Source organism: Paenibacillus sp. Lou8.1 (genome assembly GCF_024213565.1).
Classification (GTDB): Bacteria; Bacillota; Bacilli; order Paenibacillales; family Paenibacillaceae; genus Paenibacillus; species Paenibacillus polymyxa_B.
On record NZ_JANAVN010000008.1, the window covers coordinates 236,127 to 252,256 of the forward strand.

General features: G+C 49.5%; 14 protein-coding genes and 1 riboswitch. Of the genes, 8 read left to right on the top strand and 6 right to left on the bottom strand.

What is annotated here, in order from left to right:
• Positions 1–6 precede the first annotated feature (6 nt).
• On the top strand, positions 7–237 hold the full coding sequence (locus NLX78_RS13590; RefSeq protein WP_254350683.1) for a glutaredoxin family protein: 231 nt from the start codon (positions 7–9) through the stop codon (positions 235–237).
• A 180-nt stretch (positions 238–417) separates the two neighbouring features.
• On the opposite strand, the gene NLX78_RS13595 is transcribed toward NLX78_RS13590, so the two are convergent.
• Positions 418–1,590: an ROK family transcriptional regulator gene (locus tag NLX78_RS13595; protein ID WP_254350684.1), complete on the bottom strand. Its 1,173-nt coding sequence runs from the start codon at positions 1,588–1,590 to the stop codon at positions 418–420.
• Between the two features lie 134 nt (positions 1,591–1,724).
• Between NLX78_RS13595 and xylA the strand changes: the two genes are divergently transcribed.
• Positions 1,725–3,041 (top strand): xylose isomerase, encoded by a 1,317-nt coding sequence (xylA, locus tag NLX78_RS13600; RefSeq protein ID WP_013311966.1) that lies wholly within the window; start codon positions 1,725–1,727, stop codon positions 3,039–3,041.
• 57 nt (positions 3,042–3,098) lie between these two features.
• Positions 3,099–4,622 (top strand): xylulokinase, encoded by a 1,524-nt coding sequence (gene xylB, locus NLX78_RS13605; protein ID WP_254350685.1) that lies wholly within the window; start codon positions 3,099–3,101, stop codon positions 4,620–4,622.
• A gap of 90 nt (positions 4,623–4,712) precedes the next feature.
• On the opposite strand, the gene NLX78_RS13610 is transcribed toward xylB, so the two are convergent.
• The 3 genes from NLX78_RS13610 to NLX78_RS13620 are packed head-to-tail and all read right to left on the bottom strand — an operon-like array spanning position 4,713 to position 7,171.
• Complete coding sequence (locus tag NLX78_RS13610) at positions 4,713–4,889, bottom strand: FeoB-associated Cys-rich membrane protein (RefSeq protein WP_081112420.1); 177 nt, start codon at positions 4,887–4,889, stop codon at positions 4,713–4,715.
• Positions 4,890–4,925: 36 nt separating this feature from the next.
• Positions 4,926–6,935 (bottom strand): ferrous iron transport protein B, encoded by a 2,010-nt coding sequence (gene feoB, locus NLX78_RS13615; protein ID WP_254329531.1) that lies wholly within the window; start codon positions 6,933–6,935, stop codon positions 4,926–4,928.
• The gene (locus NLX78_RS13620; protein WP_016820309.1) at positions 6,926–7,171 is read right to left on the bottom strand and encodes a FeoA family protein; all 246 of its coding nucleotides are present in this window, start codon (positions 7,169–7,171) and stop codon (positions 6,926–6,928) included. The genes feoB and NLX78_RS13620 overlap by 10 nt, the downstream gene beginning before the upstream one ends.
• 280 nt (positions 7,172–7,451) lie before the next feature.
• Here NLX78_RS13620 and NLX78_RS13625 point away from each other — a divergent pair, with 280 nt between their 5' ends.
• Positions 7,452–8,579, top strand: coding sequence for a transglutaminase domain-containing protein (locus NLX78_RS13625; protein WP_254350686.1), 1,128 nt, complete (start codon positions 7,452–7,454; stop codon positions 8,577–8,579).
• A 47-nt stretch (positions 8,580–8,626) separates the two neighbouring features.
• Positions 8,627–10,003 carry an MFS transporter gene (locus NLX78_RS13630; RefSeq protein WP_250260417.1) on the top strand — a complete coding sequence of 459 codons (1,377 nt, stop codon included), beginning with the start codon at positions 8,627–8,629 and terminating at the stop codon, positions 10,001–10,003.
• 118 nt (positions 10,004–10,121) lie between these two features.
• On the opposite strand, the gene NLX78_RS13635 is transcribed toward NLX78_RS13630, so the two are convergent.
• Entirely contained in the window at positions 10,122–11,588 is a 1,467-nt protein-coding gene (locus tag NLX78_RS13635) for an amino acid permease (protein ID WP_071642967.1), read from the bottom strand.
• Positions 11,589–11,722: 134 nt separating this feature from the next.
• Positions 11,723–11,925: riboswitch (Lysine riboswitch) on the bottom strand.
• A 121-nt stretch (positions 11,926–12,046) separates the two neighbouring features.
• The gene (locus NLX78_RS13640; protein ID WP_254350687.1) at positions 12,047–13,180 is read right to left on the bottom strand and encodes a virulence factor; all 1,134 of its coding nucleotides are present in this window, start codon (positions 13,178–13,180) and stop codon (positions 12,047–12,049) included.
• A gap of 416 nt (positions 13,181–13,596) precedes the next feature.
• Between NLX78_RS13640 and NLX78_RS13645 the strand changes: the two genes are divergently transcribed.
• Genes NLX78_RS13645 through cydS form a run of 3 tightly spaced genes read left to right on the top strand, consistent with a single transcriptional unit; the run spans position 13,597 to position 16,088 of the window.
• On the top strand, positions 13,597–14,943 hold the full coding sequence (locus NLX78_RS13645; protein WP_013373071.1) for a cytochrome ubiquinol oxidase subunit I: 1,347 nt from the start codon (positions 13,597–13,599) through the stop codon (positions 14,941–14,943).
• Positions 14,940–15,971, top strand: coding sequence for a cytochrome d ubiquinol oxidase subunit II (locus NLX78_RS13650; RefSeq protein ID WP_103050321.1), 1,032 nt, complete (start codon positions 14,940–14,942; stop codon positions 15,969–15,971). The genes NLX78_RS13645 and NLX78_RS13650 overlap by 4 nt, the downstream gene beginning before the upstream one ends.
• A 6-nt stretch (positions 15,972–15,977) precedes the next feature.
• Positions 15,978–16,088 carry a cytochrome bd oxidase small subunit CydS family protein gene (gene cydS / locus NLX78_RS26895; protein ID WP_414126406.1) on the top strand — a complete coding sequence of 37 codons (111 nt, stop codon included), beginning with the start codon at positions 15,978–15,980 and terminating at the stop codon, positions 16,086–16,088.
• Positions 16,089–16,130: the final 42 nt, after the last annotated feature.

Sequence of the window (16,130 nt, forward strand, 5' to 3'; positions counted from 1 at the left end):
ATATTCATGAAAAAAGCAATAGTATACACATCTACAAACTGCCCGCATTGCCGTCAAGTAAAAAGCTATTTGAGTGAAAAAGGCGTAGAGTACGAAGAACGCAACATTGAAACCAATGAAGCTTTTGCACAAGAGGTTTGGGATATGGGCATTCGTGCCGTTCCATTGACTTTGATCGGGGAAGAACGTATTTCCGGTATGAACAAAACCAAGTTTGAAAAAGTATTGAACGCTTAATCCAACCTAAGAGCAGATGACGGTCCTATGATCGTTATAGGGTATAGATAAGGCCTCCATCGCAGTTACATACTGCGGAGGGGGCCTTTTTATAGTCCCTAATCTTTTTTATAGGATTTTGCAAAATTCCGAGAAAAGTGGGCGTACAGGAACCTAAGTGTTCCCGTACGCTTTTTTTTCTTATAAAGACACGCGTACTCGCCCCAGAAAAGGAGCTGTTGCCGCATAGGCGGCACCTAGCATCGTCGAACGGCTGCCAAGCGTGGAGAAACGAATCTGTAGTTGCCGACGGTGATAGGGCAGGGCACGTTCGTCAATCACATCACGCATGCTTTGCTCCAACCAAGGTCTGGCTTCCGCCAGTGGACCGCCGATGATAAGCATTCCGGGGTTGAGGCTGTTCACAATGTTGGTAATACCCACACCCAAATATCGCCCAATATCATCAAGGACGCTTAATGTACTTGCTTCACCTTGCTGAGCAAATGGCAGTAATTCCGTTGTATTCTGTGCAGGCAGTTTCAATGTGGATGCTACATACGCCTTCTCTGAAGCATAGAGTTCCCAGCAGCCGCGACTACCGCAGGAGCAGAGTCGTCCGTTCCAATCAATGGTCATATGACCCGTCTCTCCGGCGTACCCCCAAGCTCCTTGATACGGTTTGCCATCAATGATAATCCCGGCTCCGATCCCGGACCCTGCACTGATGTAAACCAGATCCCGCACCTGCTGTCGGTGATCGCCGTCCATCCCATAGTACAACTCGCCCTGTGCGCCGACGTTAGCTTCGTTATCCACTACGACGGGCAGACATAGCTCGGCCTCAAGTTGCTGCCGCAGCGGAACCTCTTCCCAGCCCAGATTGGGTGCGAACAAAACGGTTCCGGTTTCATCCACCATACCCGGCACCCCCAGCCCAATGCCGACAATACCGTGAGGGGAGGGAGGAGTGGCCTGCATGAGCTCCTGAACGAGCTTTCGAATCTGTTCCATAACAAAGGCGGGATCATGCTGAGTAAGGGAAAGGGTAAGCTCAGTTTCAATGGTACCTGCCAGATCAGTCAGAGCGCCCTTGATGTACTGTACGCTCACCTCAATACCGAGTACAAAGCCTGCACGGCTGTTGAACAGCAGCATTAAAGGCTTACGCCCGCCGCTGGATTCCCCTAATCCCGTCTCATATACAAGTCCATCGGTGATGAGCTCTGCCACCAGATTGGAAACGGTAGCCTTGTTTAATCCAGTTTGACTGGATAACTGTGCCCGGGATAGCGGAGCATGAAGGCGAATACGCTCCAGCACAATGGATTTATTTAGCCTTTTGACAAGCGCCTGATCGCCAGTGACATTCATGGTTAATTCACTTCCTGTTGGTGTAATTCCTGATATTATATCATAAAAACAAACTTAGTTTAAGCAATAGACAAAGTCTTTTGGCTGTGCTAGAATCGTTTTTGTAAACGTTTACTACAAAGGAGGAACTTATAATGGCTTATTTCGAACAGGTATCTAAAATTAACTTTGAGGGCAAGCAATCCGACAATCCTTTTGCGTTCAAATTTTATAATCCACAGGAAATTGTAGCGGGAAAAACGATGGAGGAGCATTTGCGTTTTAGCATGGCCTATTGGCATACACTGGTTGCAGGCGGCTCTGATCCCTTTGGTGTAGAAACAGCGGAACGTCCATGGTCCAAGTTTACCGGGCTGGATTTGGCAAAGGCACGTGTGGAGGCTGCCTTTGAGCTGCTGGATAAGCTGAATTTACCTTATTTTGCTTTTCATGATGTGGATATTGCACCAGAAGGCGCGTCATTGAAGGAATTTTACAGCAATCTGGATACCATCGTGGATCTGATTGAGGAACATATGAAAGCTACAGGGAAAAAACTGCTGTGGAACACGGCAAACATGTTTAGCCATCCACGTTATTTGCATGGGGCTGCGTCGACTTGCAATGCAGATGTATACGCACACGCAGCTGCTCAGATTAAAAAAGGACTGGAAGTGGGCAAACGTCTGGGCGCAGATAACTATGTTTTCTGGGGAGGCCGTGAAGGCTACGAAACACTGCTGAACACGGATTTGAAGCTGGAGCAGGACAATTTGGGACGTATGTTCCATATGGCCGTAGACTATGCGCGTGAAATCGGCTTTGATGCTCAGTTTCTGATTGAGCCAAAACCGAAGGAGCCAACGAAGCATCAGTATGATTTTGATGCGGCGACGACGATTGCCTTCCTGCAAAAATATGATCTGGATCAGCATTTCAAGCTTAATCTGGAAGCTAATCATGCAACTTTGGCGGGTCATACTTTTGATCATGAAGTACGTGTAGCACGGATTAACGGCATGCTGGGATCACTGGATGCAAATCAGGGAGATTTACTGCTGGGCTGGGATACGGACGAATTCCCGGTGGATCTGTATGATGCCACACTAACCATGTATGAAGTGCTGCAAAATGAAGGCTTGGGCCGTGGCGGTATCAACTTTGATGCCAAGGTGCGCAGAGCATCATTTGAGCCGGAAGACTTGTTCCTTGCGCACATCGCAGGTATGGATACGTATGCGAAGGGACTGAAGGTAGCCGCCAAACTGATCGAGGATCGTGTGTTTGAAGACTTTATTGAGAAGCGCTACAGCAGCTTTAAAGAAGGTATTGGAGCAGACATCGTATCCGGAAAAGCAACGCTTGCTTCTCTGGCTGAATATGCTTTGGCGAACGAAACACCACGTAAAAACGTATCCGGTCGTCAGGAATATCTGAAAGCAACATTAAATCAATACATTTTGGCTGACTAATACCAGGACTTATATATGAAACAACGGCTGCACGATGACAAGGAAGGAGGAACTCCAATGCAGGAGAAGCTAAATCAGGAGCAGGAACGCTATGTCATTGGCGTAGATTTGGGTACCAGCGCGGTCAAAACGGTGCTGGTTAACCGCAAGGGGCAGGTGGCCTATGAAACCTCCCAGTCTTATCCGCTCCATCAGCCGAAGGCAGGGTATAGCGAACAGCACCCTGAGGACTGGGTCAGTGGCACGTTAGCATCACTGAAACAGCTTGTGGAGAAGGCCGGAATCGGCGACACAGATGCCGTAGACGGTATTAGCTTCTCGGGACAGATGCATGGGCTTGTGCTGACTGACAAGGAAGGCCAAGTGCTTCGTCCAGCTATTCTGTGGAATGACACGCGTACAACAGCACAATGCCGTCGTATTGAAGAAAAGCTCGGGGCGAAGCTGCTGAACATCGCACGTAATCGCGCGCTGGAAGGCTTCACGCTGCCCAAGCTGCTGTGGGTACAGGAGCATGAGCCAGACGTGCTGGCCCGTGCGGCACATTTTATGCTGCCCAAAGATTATGTGCGCTACTGTCTGACAGGAGAGCTGGCGACGGAGTATTCGGATGCGGCGGGCACGCTGCTGTTGGATATTGCGAACAAGCAGTGGAGCGAAGAGATCGCTGCCGCGTTTGACCTACCGTTGTCGCTGTTCCCGCCGTTGGTGGAATCCTTTGATCAGACGGGTACACTGTTGCCGGAGATTGCGGAGCAGAGCGGGCTTTCGCCTGAAACGAAGGTCTTTGCAGGTGGTGCGGACAACGCATGTGGCGCGATTGGCGCTGGCATTTTGAGCGAAGGCCGCACCCTGTGCAGCATCGGCACCTCAGGGGTTGTACTTTCCTATGAGGAGCGCAAGGATATTGATGTGCAGGGACGGGCACATTTTTTTAATCATAGTGAGCAGGATGCTTATTATATTATGGGGGTTACGCTCGCGGCCGGATACAGCTTGACTTGGTTTAAGGATACCTTTGCACCAGAGCATTCTTTTGATGCACTGTTGGCAGATGTGAACTCTATTGAACCAGGCAGCCGAGGGCTGCTGTTCACGCCTTATATCGTCGGCGAGCGTACACCTCATCCAGATGCAACCATTCGAGGCAGCTTTATCGGGATGGATGCGGGGCATAAGCTTGCGCATTTTACACGAGCGGTGCTGGAGGGAATTACGTTTTCGCTCAAGGAATCCATTGATATTCTGAGAGGAACGGGCAAAACGGTGAATGAAGTGATTTCCATCGGCGGCGGTGCGCGTAATGAGGCATGGCTGCAAATGCAGGCAGATATTTTTAACGCGGATATCATTAAGCTGGAAAGCGAACAGGGACCTGCCTTGGGAGCGGCCATGCTGGCTGCTTATGGTAGCGGCTGGTTTGAATCTCTGCAAGCGTGCGCTGAAGCTTTTCTGCGCGAAGCAGCGAGATATTCCCCGAACCCGGAACGTGTGGCACGATATGAAGGCTTATACGAGCTGTATCGTGAAGTTTATCTCCACACGCGGGAGCTAAGTGAGCATTTGGCAGTATATCGGTGAATACGGTGAGCTTTAAGCGTAAATAAGAAGCGGCTTCGGGTGTAAGAAACCCCCGGAGCCGCTTTTTTCATGTAATGATGAGTTTTTGAATTAAATACTTTTCTTGATTTTCGCATGATCTTCATTCATAGAACTCACGGCACAGCCAGGACATGACTTGCTCGACGAACACCCCGCACAGGCGCCTTGACGGCTTTTTCGCAAAAATCGTACCAGCACCCATGCACTATAACCGAGGATCGCCAATAAAATGATGATATTGATCATGGAATTCACTTCCTTTTATTTACTATAGGGCCTGACTTAACCCCAGCCTAATAATCTGCCACATTGATAGATCAAAACAGCGATGATATATGCGACGGTCAAAGGATAGATCACAGAAAATGCGGTCCAACGCCACGAAAGGGTTTCCTTACGAATGACCGCTACCGTAGCCAGACACGGAACATACAGCAGAATGAACACCATAAAGCTAAAAGAGGCAAGCGGTGTAAAGGCCTGTCTGACTTGTAGTTCAAGTCCCTGCATATCGGGAACGTGGTAAATAATATTCATCGTTGATACGACAACTTCCTTGGCCATAAAGCCTGTGAGCAGGGAAGCTCCTGCTTGCCAGGTGCCAAAACCGAGAGGGGCCAGTAATGGAGCGAACCAACCCCCAACGGTGGCAAGCAGGCTGTCATTCATTTCTGCCCCGAAGCCCTGCGGACCGAAATTGGACAAGAGCCAGATGCCAACGGAACCTGCAAGAATAATGGTTCCGGCTTTACGGACGAAGCCTTTGACCTTCTCCCATGTGCTGCGGAATAGTGTAAGAGCCTGCGGCACTCGATAGGGAGGAAGTTCCACGATGAAGAGGGAGGGCTCACCCGACAAAATGGATACTTTGGAAAAAATTTTGGCAAGTATAAGTGAAACGATGATTCCTAACACATACATCAGCATGATAATGCTTGCCGCATGTGTTGGGAAAAACACACCCGCAAACAACGCATATACCGGCAGGCGGGCTGAACACGACATAAAGGGCACCAGCAACGTGGTAATGAGACGTTCTCTGGGCTGTTCAATGGTGCGTGCCGCCATAATCGCAGGGACATTGCAGCCAAATCCGATGATGAAGGGAATGAAGCTTTTCCCGTTCAAGCCAACGGCTTGCATCAGGCGATCCATGAGTATCGTGACCCGTGCCATATAACCAGAGTCTTCAATCACAGAAATTATCAGAAATAAAATAGCAATTTGAGGCAGAAAAACAAGCACACCCCCGACTCCAGCCACGATGCCGTCCACGACTAGACTTTGCGTAAAAGCGGACGCGTTCAAGTGAACGAGTAATTCAGAAATCCAAGTGCTGAGTGTCCCTGAAAAAAATCCATCCAGCATATCTGAAAGGATCGTACCCGCCCAATCGAAGGTGAACTTGAAGGTAGCGTACATCAGCAGCAAAAAGATCGGAATCCCCAGATACCGGTGAGTTAATAGTGCATCTAGTCTATCCGTCAGGCTGTGCGGTCTGAGTTTGGAGGTGTCGAGTGCCTTGGTGCACAGATCAGCAATCCATGCTGTTCGTACAGAACGAATATGCTGAGCAGGGGTGATGGCATGGCCTTCACCGAGAAGTTCTTCCTCGCAACGTTGGATGCGTGCGGTTACTTGTTCACGCTGTACCTCATTCGTCATCCATTCCATGACGACAGGATTACCTTCCAGACATTGCAGTGCGGCCCACCGCAGTTGCGGCACAGGTGCATTTGGCAGCAAGTTGCAAATATCGGTAATAGCAGCTTCAACGGCAGGGCCGTAGTCCAATTGAAAAGCATTGGATGTACGTCTTACCTCCCGAAGAGAAGCGAGCATTTGCTTACTTCCACTGCCTGTACGCGCCACCATAGGAATGATGGGAACGTTCAATTGATCAGCTAACAATTCCTTGTTTACACGAAGACCCGTGGCATCGGCTACGTCAGTCATGTTTAAGCCAAGTACAAGCGGACGGCCATACTCCAGTAGTTGTACGGTTAGATAGAGATTACGCTGGAGCTGGGAGGCATCCACAATGTTGATCAGGGCCGTAGGAGGTTCTTCCAGCAAATATCGAGTTGCGACACCTTCATCCAGCGAAAGAGGGAGTAAAGAGTAGGCGCCCGGCAAATCCACCAATACGGCAGACTTGTCACGCAGGATTCCTGTTTTCTTTTCCACTGTGACGCCGGACCAGTTTCCTACTTCTGCATACGTACGAGTCAGCTTGTTAAATAATGAGGTTTTTCCTGTGTTGGGATTACCGAATAGAGCGATCATGTCCATGTTGGAACAACCTCCAGTTGTTTCACCTGATTTTGGCGAAGGCCGACCAGCTGGCCGTTGCATTCAATGACAATAGGACCGCCCAATAAACTGATTTTTTTTAACCGTATGATGGAACCTTCGTTAATGCCCATGTCTGTTAAGCGGCGGCGCAATGAGGGATGAAGAGGGGCGAGAGATTGCAAACGCACAGTCTGACCCAGTGGCGTACGAAGGAGTGAGATACATTCTGGCATGGTGCTCAGCCTTTCTGATCTAGAATGAGAATCAATATCATTTACTTCCGATGCCAGTACCATATCATGAGGAAATCTAGATTGCTGTGATAAAACTCTCTACGAACGACATGTTTGCTCATTATCCGATCTGTTATATAGCCGAGTATGATGTCACAACCTGTCTTGAACTGCACCCTTACTCGTCTGCAACCGACAAAACTAGAGCGTTTGGGGCAACTGTTTTTATGGTAAGATATAGCTGTTTACAACTATGCTAAGAAGGGCAGGAACGCTCTGTATGAACAGAAAAATCGGGGTTAGGCTTGTAAAATGTCTGGTTGCGGGTGCAGCGCTGGCTGTGTTGCTGCCGCAGGCTGTGGAGTGGGGCAGCAATGTGTATGCGACGTCGGTTAAGCCGGCTCCATCCGTATCATCGCAGCAGCTTCAGAACAAGCTTTTACAGGCAATGGCTACGCGGAGTGAAACGCTGACCTTTACATATCAAGGGCGAGTGAACGGTCTCAAGCAGCAATTACAGACGGCCATCCAACAGGCCATGGAGAGCGATCCGTATGTAAATTATACGATCAAAAGCTACGCATTCAGCTATACAGGGACAACGACCTCCGCTCAGGTTACGATTCGTCTAAGCTACCGGGAGACGAAGGAACAGACAGCATATGTGGATAGCACAGTTAAAGCGGTGCTGGGGGATATTATTACAAAGGGAATGACGGATCATGAGAAGGTAAAGGCCATTCATGATTGGATCGTCGTTCGCCTGAAGTATGATGAAGCACAGCAAAAGTACACAGCCTATGATGGCCTGAAAACGGGAAGCACGGTCTGTCAGGGTTATTCACTGCTGGCCTATAAAATGCTGGAACGTGCAGGCATTACGAACCGGATTGTGGAAGGAAGAGCAGGGGGCCAGCTGCATGCATGGAATCTGGTTTTATTAGATGGTCGATGGTATCACATGGATACGACATGGGATGATCCAACCCCGGATCGCGCGAACGAGGTAAGCACTTCATATTATCTGCTAACGGATACCGAAATGCGGCGGGATCACTCATGGGTTAAGCCGTATCCTCAAGCGAATACATCGTATCGGGAAACCTTGTCAGCACTGGTAACTGCCGGAGGATCAAAGGCTGTTGTGTATCAAAAACTGTACAATACCCTCGAATATCCGCTGCAAGACGGCAAGGGTCTGGTTAAATCATCTGCCGACATGAAGGAACAGGTACGTAAGATTGTAAATAAGGGAGGGACGACACTTACCTTTGCCTATCAGGGAACGGAGCGAAGTCTCAAGGAGGATTTACAATCCTTATATCAACTCGGTTTGAAATCCATTTCCTATCAGATTACGGATCTAGGAAGTACCGGCAATCTTCGTGTAACCCTGAAATGGACCTAATCATCTTGCTGTAAAAAGCTACATTAACAAAGGAGTATTTTATTTATATGCACAAGCGTTCCTTTACCTATTTGCTTGGCACGCAGACCATGTCTAATGCGGCCGACATTCTTTACATTATGGCACTTGTGTCTCTGGTTTTTCATGAAACGGACTCCATCTTCTCTTCGGTGCTCGTTCCATTGCTGCGAATGGGAGCACAGATGATCAGCGGCTTTTTAGCACCGCTCATTTTGGCCCGATTCCAGCTTCCTTTTATTTTATTCGTTTCTCAGTTCGGACAGCTGGTTTTCTTCGCTATTCTGCTGGGCCACTTGTGGTCAGCGGGTACGGAGCCGATATGGGTGATTGTGTTTACGTTGGTGGCAGCCATGTCCTTTCTGGACGGCTGGACCACGCCTGCACGTAATGCGCTGATTCCCCGCCTTGCGTCCGGGGAAGGACTCATGCGGGCAAACAGTCTGGTGTCGGTCAGCGATCAGACGGTGCAATTAGCGGGGTGGGGGCTTAGTGGGGTGCTCGTAGCCATGCTAGGCTCGGAAAAAACACTGCTAGTGGCTGGCGGACTCTATATGGTAGCAATGATCTTCACCAGCTTGATTCGAGATCCACTAGAGGGCAAAGCCCATTATTTGCTGCAACCTGGAACAAGGGTACGAGGTGGAGATGTTTCGGTTTCCGAAACTGGTACTGAGCCCGGGCAAGGGCATCATGACTTGCCCCCTTCACAGTTGGAAGATACACTGTATGGCCCGGAATCAGAGAGCCCCGCACTACCTCCCAAACGTAAAAAGGAAATACTTCGTGAGGGCTGGAGCCTTATCGGAGCCAGTCGCAGACTGAAAGCTCTTATTTTTATGGATATGATTGACCTTCTAGGGGGTTCGGTTTGGGTAGGCGCGTTCACGCTTGCTTTCGCCCAGCAGGTTTTGCACAAGAGCGAAGCATGGTGGGGATACATCAATGCAGCGTATTTTGCAGGAGCGATTGGCGGCGGCATCGTTGTCCTCGCCTGCGTCAAGCATTTGCAGCGCAGGCTGCTGCCCGCCATGTTGGCGGGGATGGCAGGTTATGGGCTGCTGACAGCATGGTACGCACTGAACACATTACCGCCGCTGACGCTGCTTATCGTGTTGTTGATGGGACTACCTGCGGAAATGTCTGTCGTATCCCGCCGCACGATGATGCAAATGAGTGTGTCCGTACATGATTTGCCCAAGGTGCTGTCTGCCCAGGCCACACTGACAAGTTTGACCTTTTGTATTTCGCTCCTGTTAATGGGCTGGATTGCAGATCATCTAGGCATCGTTAATTTGTACTTGTTTTCAGCAGTGCTGACGCTGATTGCTGTTATATACGGTGTTTTTAGTCGTCGTGCCTTATCCATGTCTTTGTCAGCTTCATTGGAACCTTCCTCCAAATAAACAGAAAAAGCCCGTCTCCTGGCATATACAGGTGAAAATGCGGATAAATGGTCTTGGACCAGGTTTATCAGCGTGTTTTCCCTGATATGTGGAGACGGGCTTTTTTTAGTGTTATCTATTATTTATCCGAAGAAGCATCTGGACTCAAATCACATTCTTTTAACGGAACGATTTTAGTACGTTTGATCCATTTGTAGCCGAGCCACAGCAGAAGGAACAGCGGCACACTCATATACGTAGCGATCATCGTTTTCCAGTCAATCTCCTGTCCGGTGAAGGCATCCGCCCCTTGCCCGATAATGACAATGATACACAGAGCGAAGGCAAACAACGGCCCAAACGGGAACCAGCGGGCTTTGTATGGAAGCTCACTCAGACTGTGGCCCTGTGCAGTAAAGGCACGGCGGAAACGATAATGGCTGACTGCAATCCCGACCCACGTAATAAACCCACACATTCCAGAAGCATTCAGCAGCCAGTTATAGACTACACCGTCTCCATACAGGGAGGCGAGAAAGGCTAGCATACCGACAGCGGTCGTGATCAGCAGCGCGTTCATAGGAATGCCGCGTCTATTGATACGTCCGAGGAAACGCGGGGCTTTACCTTCCCGTGCCAAAGCGTATAGTACCCGAGTTGCCGCGTACATACCCGAGTTACCTGCCGATAATACGGAAGTCAAAATAACGGCGTTCATAACAGAAGCAGCAATCGCAAGCCCTGCTTTTTCAAATACGAGCGTGAACGGGCTGACCCCGATGTCACTGATATCTCCCCGCAGCAGATTTGGATTGGTATATGGAATGATCAATCCAATCACGAGAATCGCGAGAATATAAAAGAACAGGATGCGCCAAAAGATTTGACGGATGGCGCGCGGCACATTTTCACGCGGATTTTCGCTCTCTCCAGCGGCTACCCCAATCAGCTCCGTTCCCTGAAAGGAAAAGCCGGCTGCCATGAATACGCCCAATACAGCAAAGAATCCGCCATGGAACGGGGCGTCTCCTACTGTGAAGTTGGCAAATCCAATCGCAGGACCACCCATAATGCCGAAGATCATCAGCACACCTACGGTCAAAAAGATGACCACGGTCACAATTTTAATCATGGCGAACCAGTATTCAGACTCACCGTAGCCTTTGACTGTCAATGCGTTCAACGCGAAGATTACGGCTAGGAATAACAGACTCCACCAGGCAGAGTGGCTTTCCGGGAACCAATATTTGATGAGCACGGTCGCTGCTGCTAATTCGGCAGCAATCGTCACCGCCCAGTTGTACCAGAAGTTCCAGCCCATGGCGAAACCAAAAGCCGGATCGACGAAGCGACCTGCATAGGTGTTAAAAGAGCCTGATTCAGGCATAAATGTAGCCAACTCACCGAGGCTGGTCATAAGGAAGTAGACCATGAGGCCAACTGCTGCATAAGCCAGCAGCGCACCGCCGGGTCCAGCTTCGGCAACCGCGCCTCCACTGGCGAGGAACAGGCCCGTACCGATAGAGCCGCCGAGGGCGATCATCGTCATATGGCGGGCTTTGAGACTTTTACGCAAGGTTGCGTCAGGTGTTGCTTTGTGTTGCACGTTCAAACACTCCTTCATGAAATTGTATTTCATGTCAGGGCAAGAGCCAGAAGGAGGGGGAGTATATAAATCAAAAAACCGCAGGGAATACGCCTGCGGTTTTGTCTATGCATTCCGCACCATACCTTCTTCCATAACAAGATAGCTCAACACACGTGTCTGTGTTAGGACAGCGTGTGACAGTTCTGCTCCTTTCGGTTAGCAGCCCCAGCATTCGGAGTATTTACAAAGAGTCAGCTCCGCATACTTCGGCGGGTGTACCTTTCCACTGGAATCTCAGACGGCTCTTATCGTCTCCTCCGGTGTACTGATTACATCCGCGACCTCTACCTCATCATAAAACAGGGTTGATGAGGTGTATGACATGATATTTTATTGTATAGCGAACTACAGTATATCGTACCTGTACATCTTCTGACAATCGACAATTTTTTGAAAATCACTCGTAAAATCTTAAATTAAGAGTTCCGCTTGGCCATCTGCTGCCAAACTGTGCCCGCGGCTTGTTCGCCTGATTCGATGCGTTCCAGCGCCATTTTAGCCTGCAGACTAACCTCGAATTCGGGATCATCGACAGCCTTCTCCAGCGCATTACGTGCATCCTCGGTTCCAACCTCGTATAAAAAACGTGCCGCCCGCCAGCGCACCAACTTGCTGCTATCCGACAGGGCTCCGATCATTGCGCTGGTAGCGACCGGGTCGCCGATGTCCGACAACGTGTCGCCTGCGGTGCGGCGTACTGCCGCTGAAGGATCGCGCAGCGCCTCGGCTAGCAGATCCATCGCCTCCGGTGAGCGAATATCGCCCAGATAGACGACGCCCAGCCGCCGTAGCTGCATTTTGTCGTCATGCAGCGCTTGCCGGATAAGCGGCAAATGCTCAGGCGTCGGCTCCAGCCGATCCAGCGCAGCGTAGCGTGTGCGCCAATCCTCGTGCTGCAGGGCCTTCTCCAGCTCGGCATCGCTCCATTCGCGGCGTTCCTCTACGAATTCGCTGTTGTTTGCGCCGTGGGCAATCGCCTGTTGGATAATCTGCTCCAGCCGCTCTTGCGGAAAGGCTGCCTCCAATTCCTGCTCGACCTCGCGTGCAATGTCCGGCAGCTCACCGTAGCGTACGCCGTAATCGCTCAGCTTGCGTTCCTTGATCAGCGTTGCACTTGCTACACGGGTAACGGCTTGCACAAAGCGGTCGGACAAGGAAATTCGTTCCTCCTGCTGCCCTGCCTTGACTCGAATTTGCATTGGAATACCACGGAAAAATTGCACAAAGACCTGTGCCTCGCCAAATGCTTCTCCAGAGGTTTCCTCTGGCAAATCCCAATTGGCGTCAGCGCCTTCCTCGCCTAGCCGATCCCGGACTTGACCCAGAATGGTGGACCAATCTGCATTCCCTTTACGGTCAAGGGCTACAAAGTCAGTCGTATGAAATACGCTTTTGACCCCTTCAATGCCCAGCATGCGCCGGATAAATGGGGGAGCGGAACGCTCATTGTCCCGTGTATATGTTCTGCGGATACCCGCTTCCAGTCGCTCATCCAGATGCAGCATCATGGTGTTCGGACTGGGAGTAGGCTCGATAGATGTTATTTTCATAGCTCAGTACAGCCTCCTGTTCAAAAGTTCTCCATATATAGCTTATCTGTATTGTAACTCATTCTGCGAATGTCTCCAAAGATAAGTTCGCGTATACAGGAAAAACACAATGACATATCTCACACTAATTCAGGTAAACACTAAAAAGAAATACTGCTACATTCAATGCAGAAGCAGGGTTAAAACTCGATAGAATGAACCAAACTGTGAATAGGTTACCAAAATGCGCCAATAGATAAGTGAAGGAGGCGTTCCTATGTTCCGCAAGCAGGAAAGAACGCTCATTATTGTATGTATAGTAATTGCGGCCATCATGCTATATGCCGTAATTAAAAGCATAGCTCGCTTGACTCCTTAGTTGGTAATCCAGAGTGATCTGCGATGTTTAAAATGTGAAATGAAGGAGTGAAACCCATTTGTCTTCACTGGACCCTGTATTGCTAAGCCGGATGCTGACCGGAATTACCCTGTTTGTTCATATCGTATTTGCATCCATCGGCGTCGGCGTACCCTTAATGATTGCACTAGCAGAATGGCGCGGGCTGCGAACTGGTGATCCGCATTATACACTGCTGGCCCGACGGTGGGCGCGAGGGTTTGTCATTACCGTTGCCGTGGGTGTCGTTACAGGCACCTCCATTGGTCTACAGCTCAGCTTGCTTTGGCCCACCTTTATGCGGGTGGCTGGACAAGCGATTGCGCTGCCTCTATTTTTGGAGACGTTTGCTTTTTTCATCGAAGCTATATTCCTGGGCATCTACTTGTATACCTGGGATCGGTTTAAAAGCAAATATTTTCACCTGATGCTGCTCATCCCGGTAGCGATTGCCTCGTCTGCCTCAGCGGTTTTTATTACGACTGTGAACTCGTTCATGAACCAACCTCAAGGCTTTACACTCAAAAATGGAGTCATGACAAATATTCATCCCATCGAGGCTATGCTAAATCCGGCTACGCCAACCAAAGTGTCCCATGTATTGGCTTCTTCGTATACATTGAGCGCTGGTGTGCTGATGGGGCTGGCTGCTTACAGCATGCTGCGAGGGCGTAATCACCCTTATTTTAAAAAGGCGCTGAAGCTGACGGCCACCTGTACCATTGTGTTTGCCATCAGCACCGTGATGATCGGAGACGCATCCGGTAAATTTCTGGCCAAATATCAGCCGGAGAAGCTGGCTGCCGCCGAATGGCATTTTGATACGATGACGCACGCCCCCTTTGTATATGGTGGCTTTATGGATGAAAACGGTGAAATCAAATATGCCTTGAAAGTGCCTTATGCACTTAGTGTGTTGGCTGGTAATTTGCCCAGTACGGAGGTTAAGGGATTAAATGACTATCCGGTGGAGGAGCGTCCGCCGCTGTCTATTCATTATATGTTTGACCTCAAAATCACCACAGGAGTGCTGATTCTCGTCATCCCACTGCTGTATCTGATCCGTAAGCGCCTGCCAGGCCGCAAACCATACCCCAGATGGCTGCTGTTGGCGCTCATTCTGGTCGGGCCGATGGCGATGGTAGCTATTGAGCTCGGATGGATGTTTGCGGAGGTCGGTAGACAGCCGTGGATTTTACGCGGATATATGAAGGTCTCCGAAGCAGCGACCACTTCTACGAGTGTCGGGTGGATGCTGGTGTTGTTTGTTATTTTGTATCTGGTGTTGTGTTTCTCGGCCATTAAGGTACTCAGCAAGCTATTCCGCAATAAGGATGCGGTGGAAGAGATAAGGCAGCTGGGCCTGGAAGGGGCTGAAGGCAAGTGAGCTATGAAATTGTAGGTATCGCCATTTTGTGGACGTTCCTGTTCGGATATTTGCTTGTGGCATCCATTGATTTTGGTGCAGGGTTTTTCAGCTTTTACAGTGTGTTAACAGGCCACCAGAACAAAATCCACAATATCATTCAACGGTATCTATCCCCAGTGTGGGAGGTAACAAACGTATTTCTCATCTTTTTTGTGGTGGGATTAAACGGGTTCTTCCCGGATGCGGCTTATTACTATGGTACGGCGTTACTCGTTCCCGGCAGTATTGCGATTGTGCTTCTTGCCATCCGGGGAGTGTATTATGCATACAATACGTATGGGCATTCCGGTAAAAATAATATCGTCTACATGGCGTTGTACGGTGCGACAGGGTTGCTGATTCCGGCGGCACTGTCCACAGTTCTCGCTATTTCGGAGGGCGGCATTATTGTAGAAAACAGTACAGGTGTACACCTGCAATGGGGTCAGCTATTAAGTAATCCCTACACGTGGGCGGTTATTATTCTGGCGCTGGTGAGCGTGCTGTATATCTCGGCAATGTTTTTGGCCTATTATGCCAAAAGGGCGGGAGACAAGGTCGCTTTTGAAATCGTACGGGGATATGCGCTGCTTTGGAGCGGTCCAACGATTGTTGCGAGTCTGCTCGCATTTTTTCAGATTAACAAACAAAATCCTGATCATTTTACCAATATGCTGAACATAGCCTGGATGTTTGTTGCATCCTTCATATGCTTTGCAGGAGCAGTTTATCTGGTATGGCAGCGGCGGCATCTGGGGGTTTCATTCATATTGGTGATGTTGCAATTTGCATTTGCCTGGTATGGCTACGGCCGCTCGCATCTCCCGTATGTTCTGTATCCCTACATTAATGTCTACGACAGCTTTACAAATTCTACGATGGCGTATGCGTTGATTACGGCGTTTGTTGCGGGTCTGCTGGTGCTGATCCCTTCGCTGATCCTGATATTAAGATTGTTTCTGTTCGATGCAAAATATGTGCGCGGACATGAAGGGAAGAAAGGGTGAGTTAGAGTGGCTGCTTTCGAGCATTTTACGATTATGTACGAGTCACCTATCATTATTGTCGTGGCGATAGCGTTTTTGTTTATTTATTCGGCACGCTTTAAAAATCCACAAGACTGACAACTACAGGTGGAACAGGCCTTCCTGATTGATACGGGAGGT

What these genes read in the sequence shown, in the direction of transcription:
- NLX78_RS13590 (WP_254350683.1), top strand. Translation starts at nt 7, where the DNA reads ATGAAAAAAGCAATAGTATACACATCTACAAACTGCCCGCATTGCCGT.
- NLX78_RS13595 (WP_254350684.1), bottom strand. Translation starts at nt 1,590, where the DNA reads ATGAATGTCACTGGCGATCAGGCGCTTGTCAAAAGGCTAAATAAATCC.
- xylA (WP_013311966.1), top strand. Translation starts at nt 1,725, where the DNA reads ATGGCTTATTTCGAACAGGTATCTAAAATTAACTTTGAGGGCAAGCAA.
- xylB (WP_254350685.1), top strand. Translation starts at nt 3,099, where the DNA reads ATGCAGGAGAAGCTAAATCAGGAGCAGGAACGCTATGTCATTGGCGTA.
- NLX78_RS13610 (WP_081112420.1), bottom strand. Translation starts at nt 4,889, where the DNA reads ATGATCAATATCATCATTTTATTGGCGATCCTCGGTTATAGTGCATGG.
- feoB (WP_254329531.1), bottom strand. Translation starts at nt 6,935, where the DNA reads ATGGACATGATCGCTCTATTCGGTAATCCCAACACAGGAAAAACCTCA.
- NLX78_RS13620 (WP_016820309.1), bottom strand. Translation starts at nt 7,171, where the DNA reads ATGCCAGAATGTATCTCACTCCTTCGTACGCCACTGGGTCAGACTGTG.
- NLX78_RS13625 (WP_254350686.1), top strand. Translation starts at nt 7,452, where the DNA reads ATGAACAGAAAAATCGGGGTTAGGCTTGTAAAATGTCTGGTTGCGGGT.
- NLX78_RS13630 (WP_250260417.1), top strand. Translation starts at nt 8,627, where the DNA reads ATGCACAAGCGTTCCTTTACCTATTTGCTTGGCACGCAGACCATGTCT.
- NLX78_RS13640 (WP_254350687.1), bottom strand. Translation starts at nt 13,180, where the DNA reads ATGAAAATAACATCTATCGAGCCTACTCCCAGTCCGAACACCATGATG.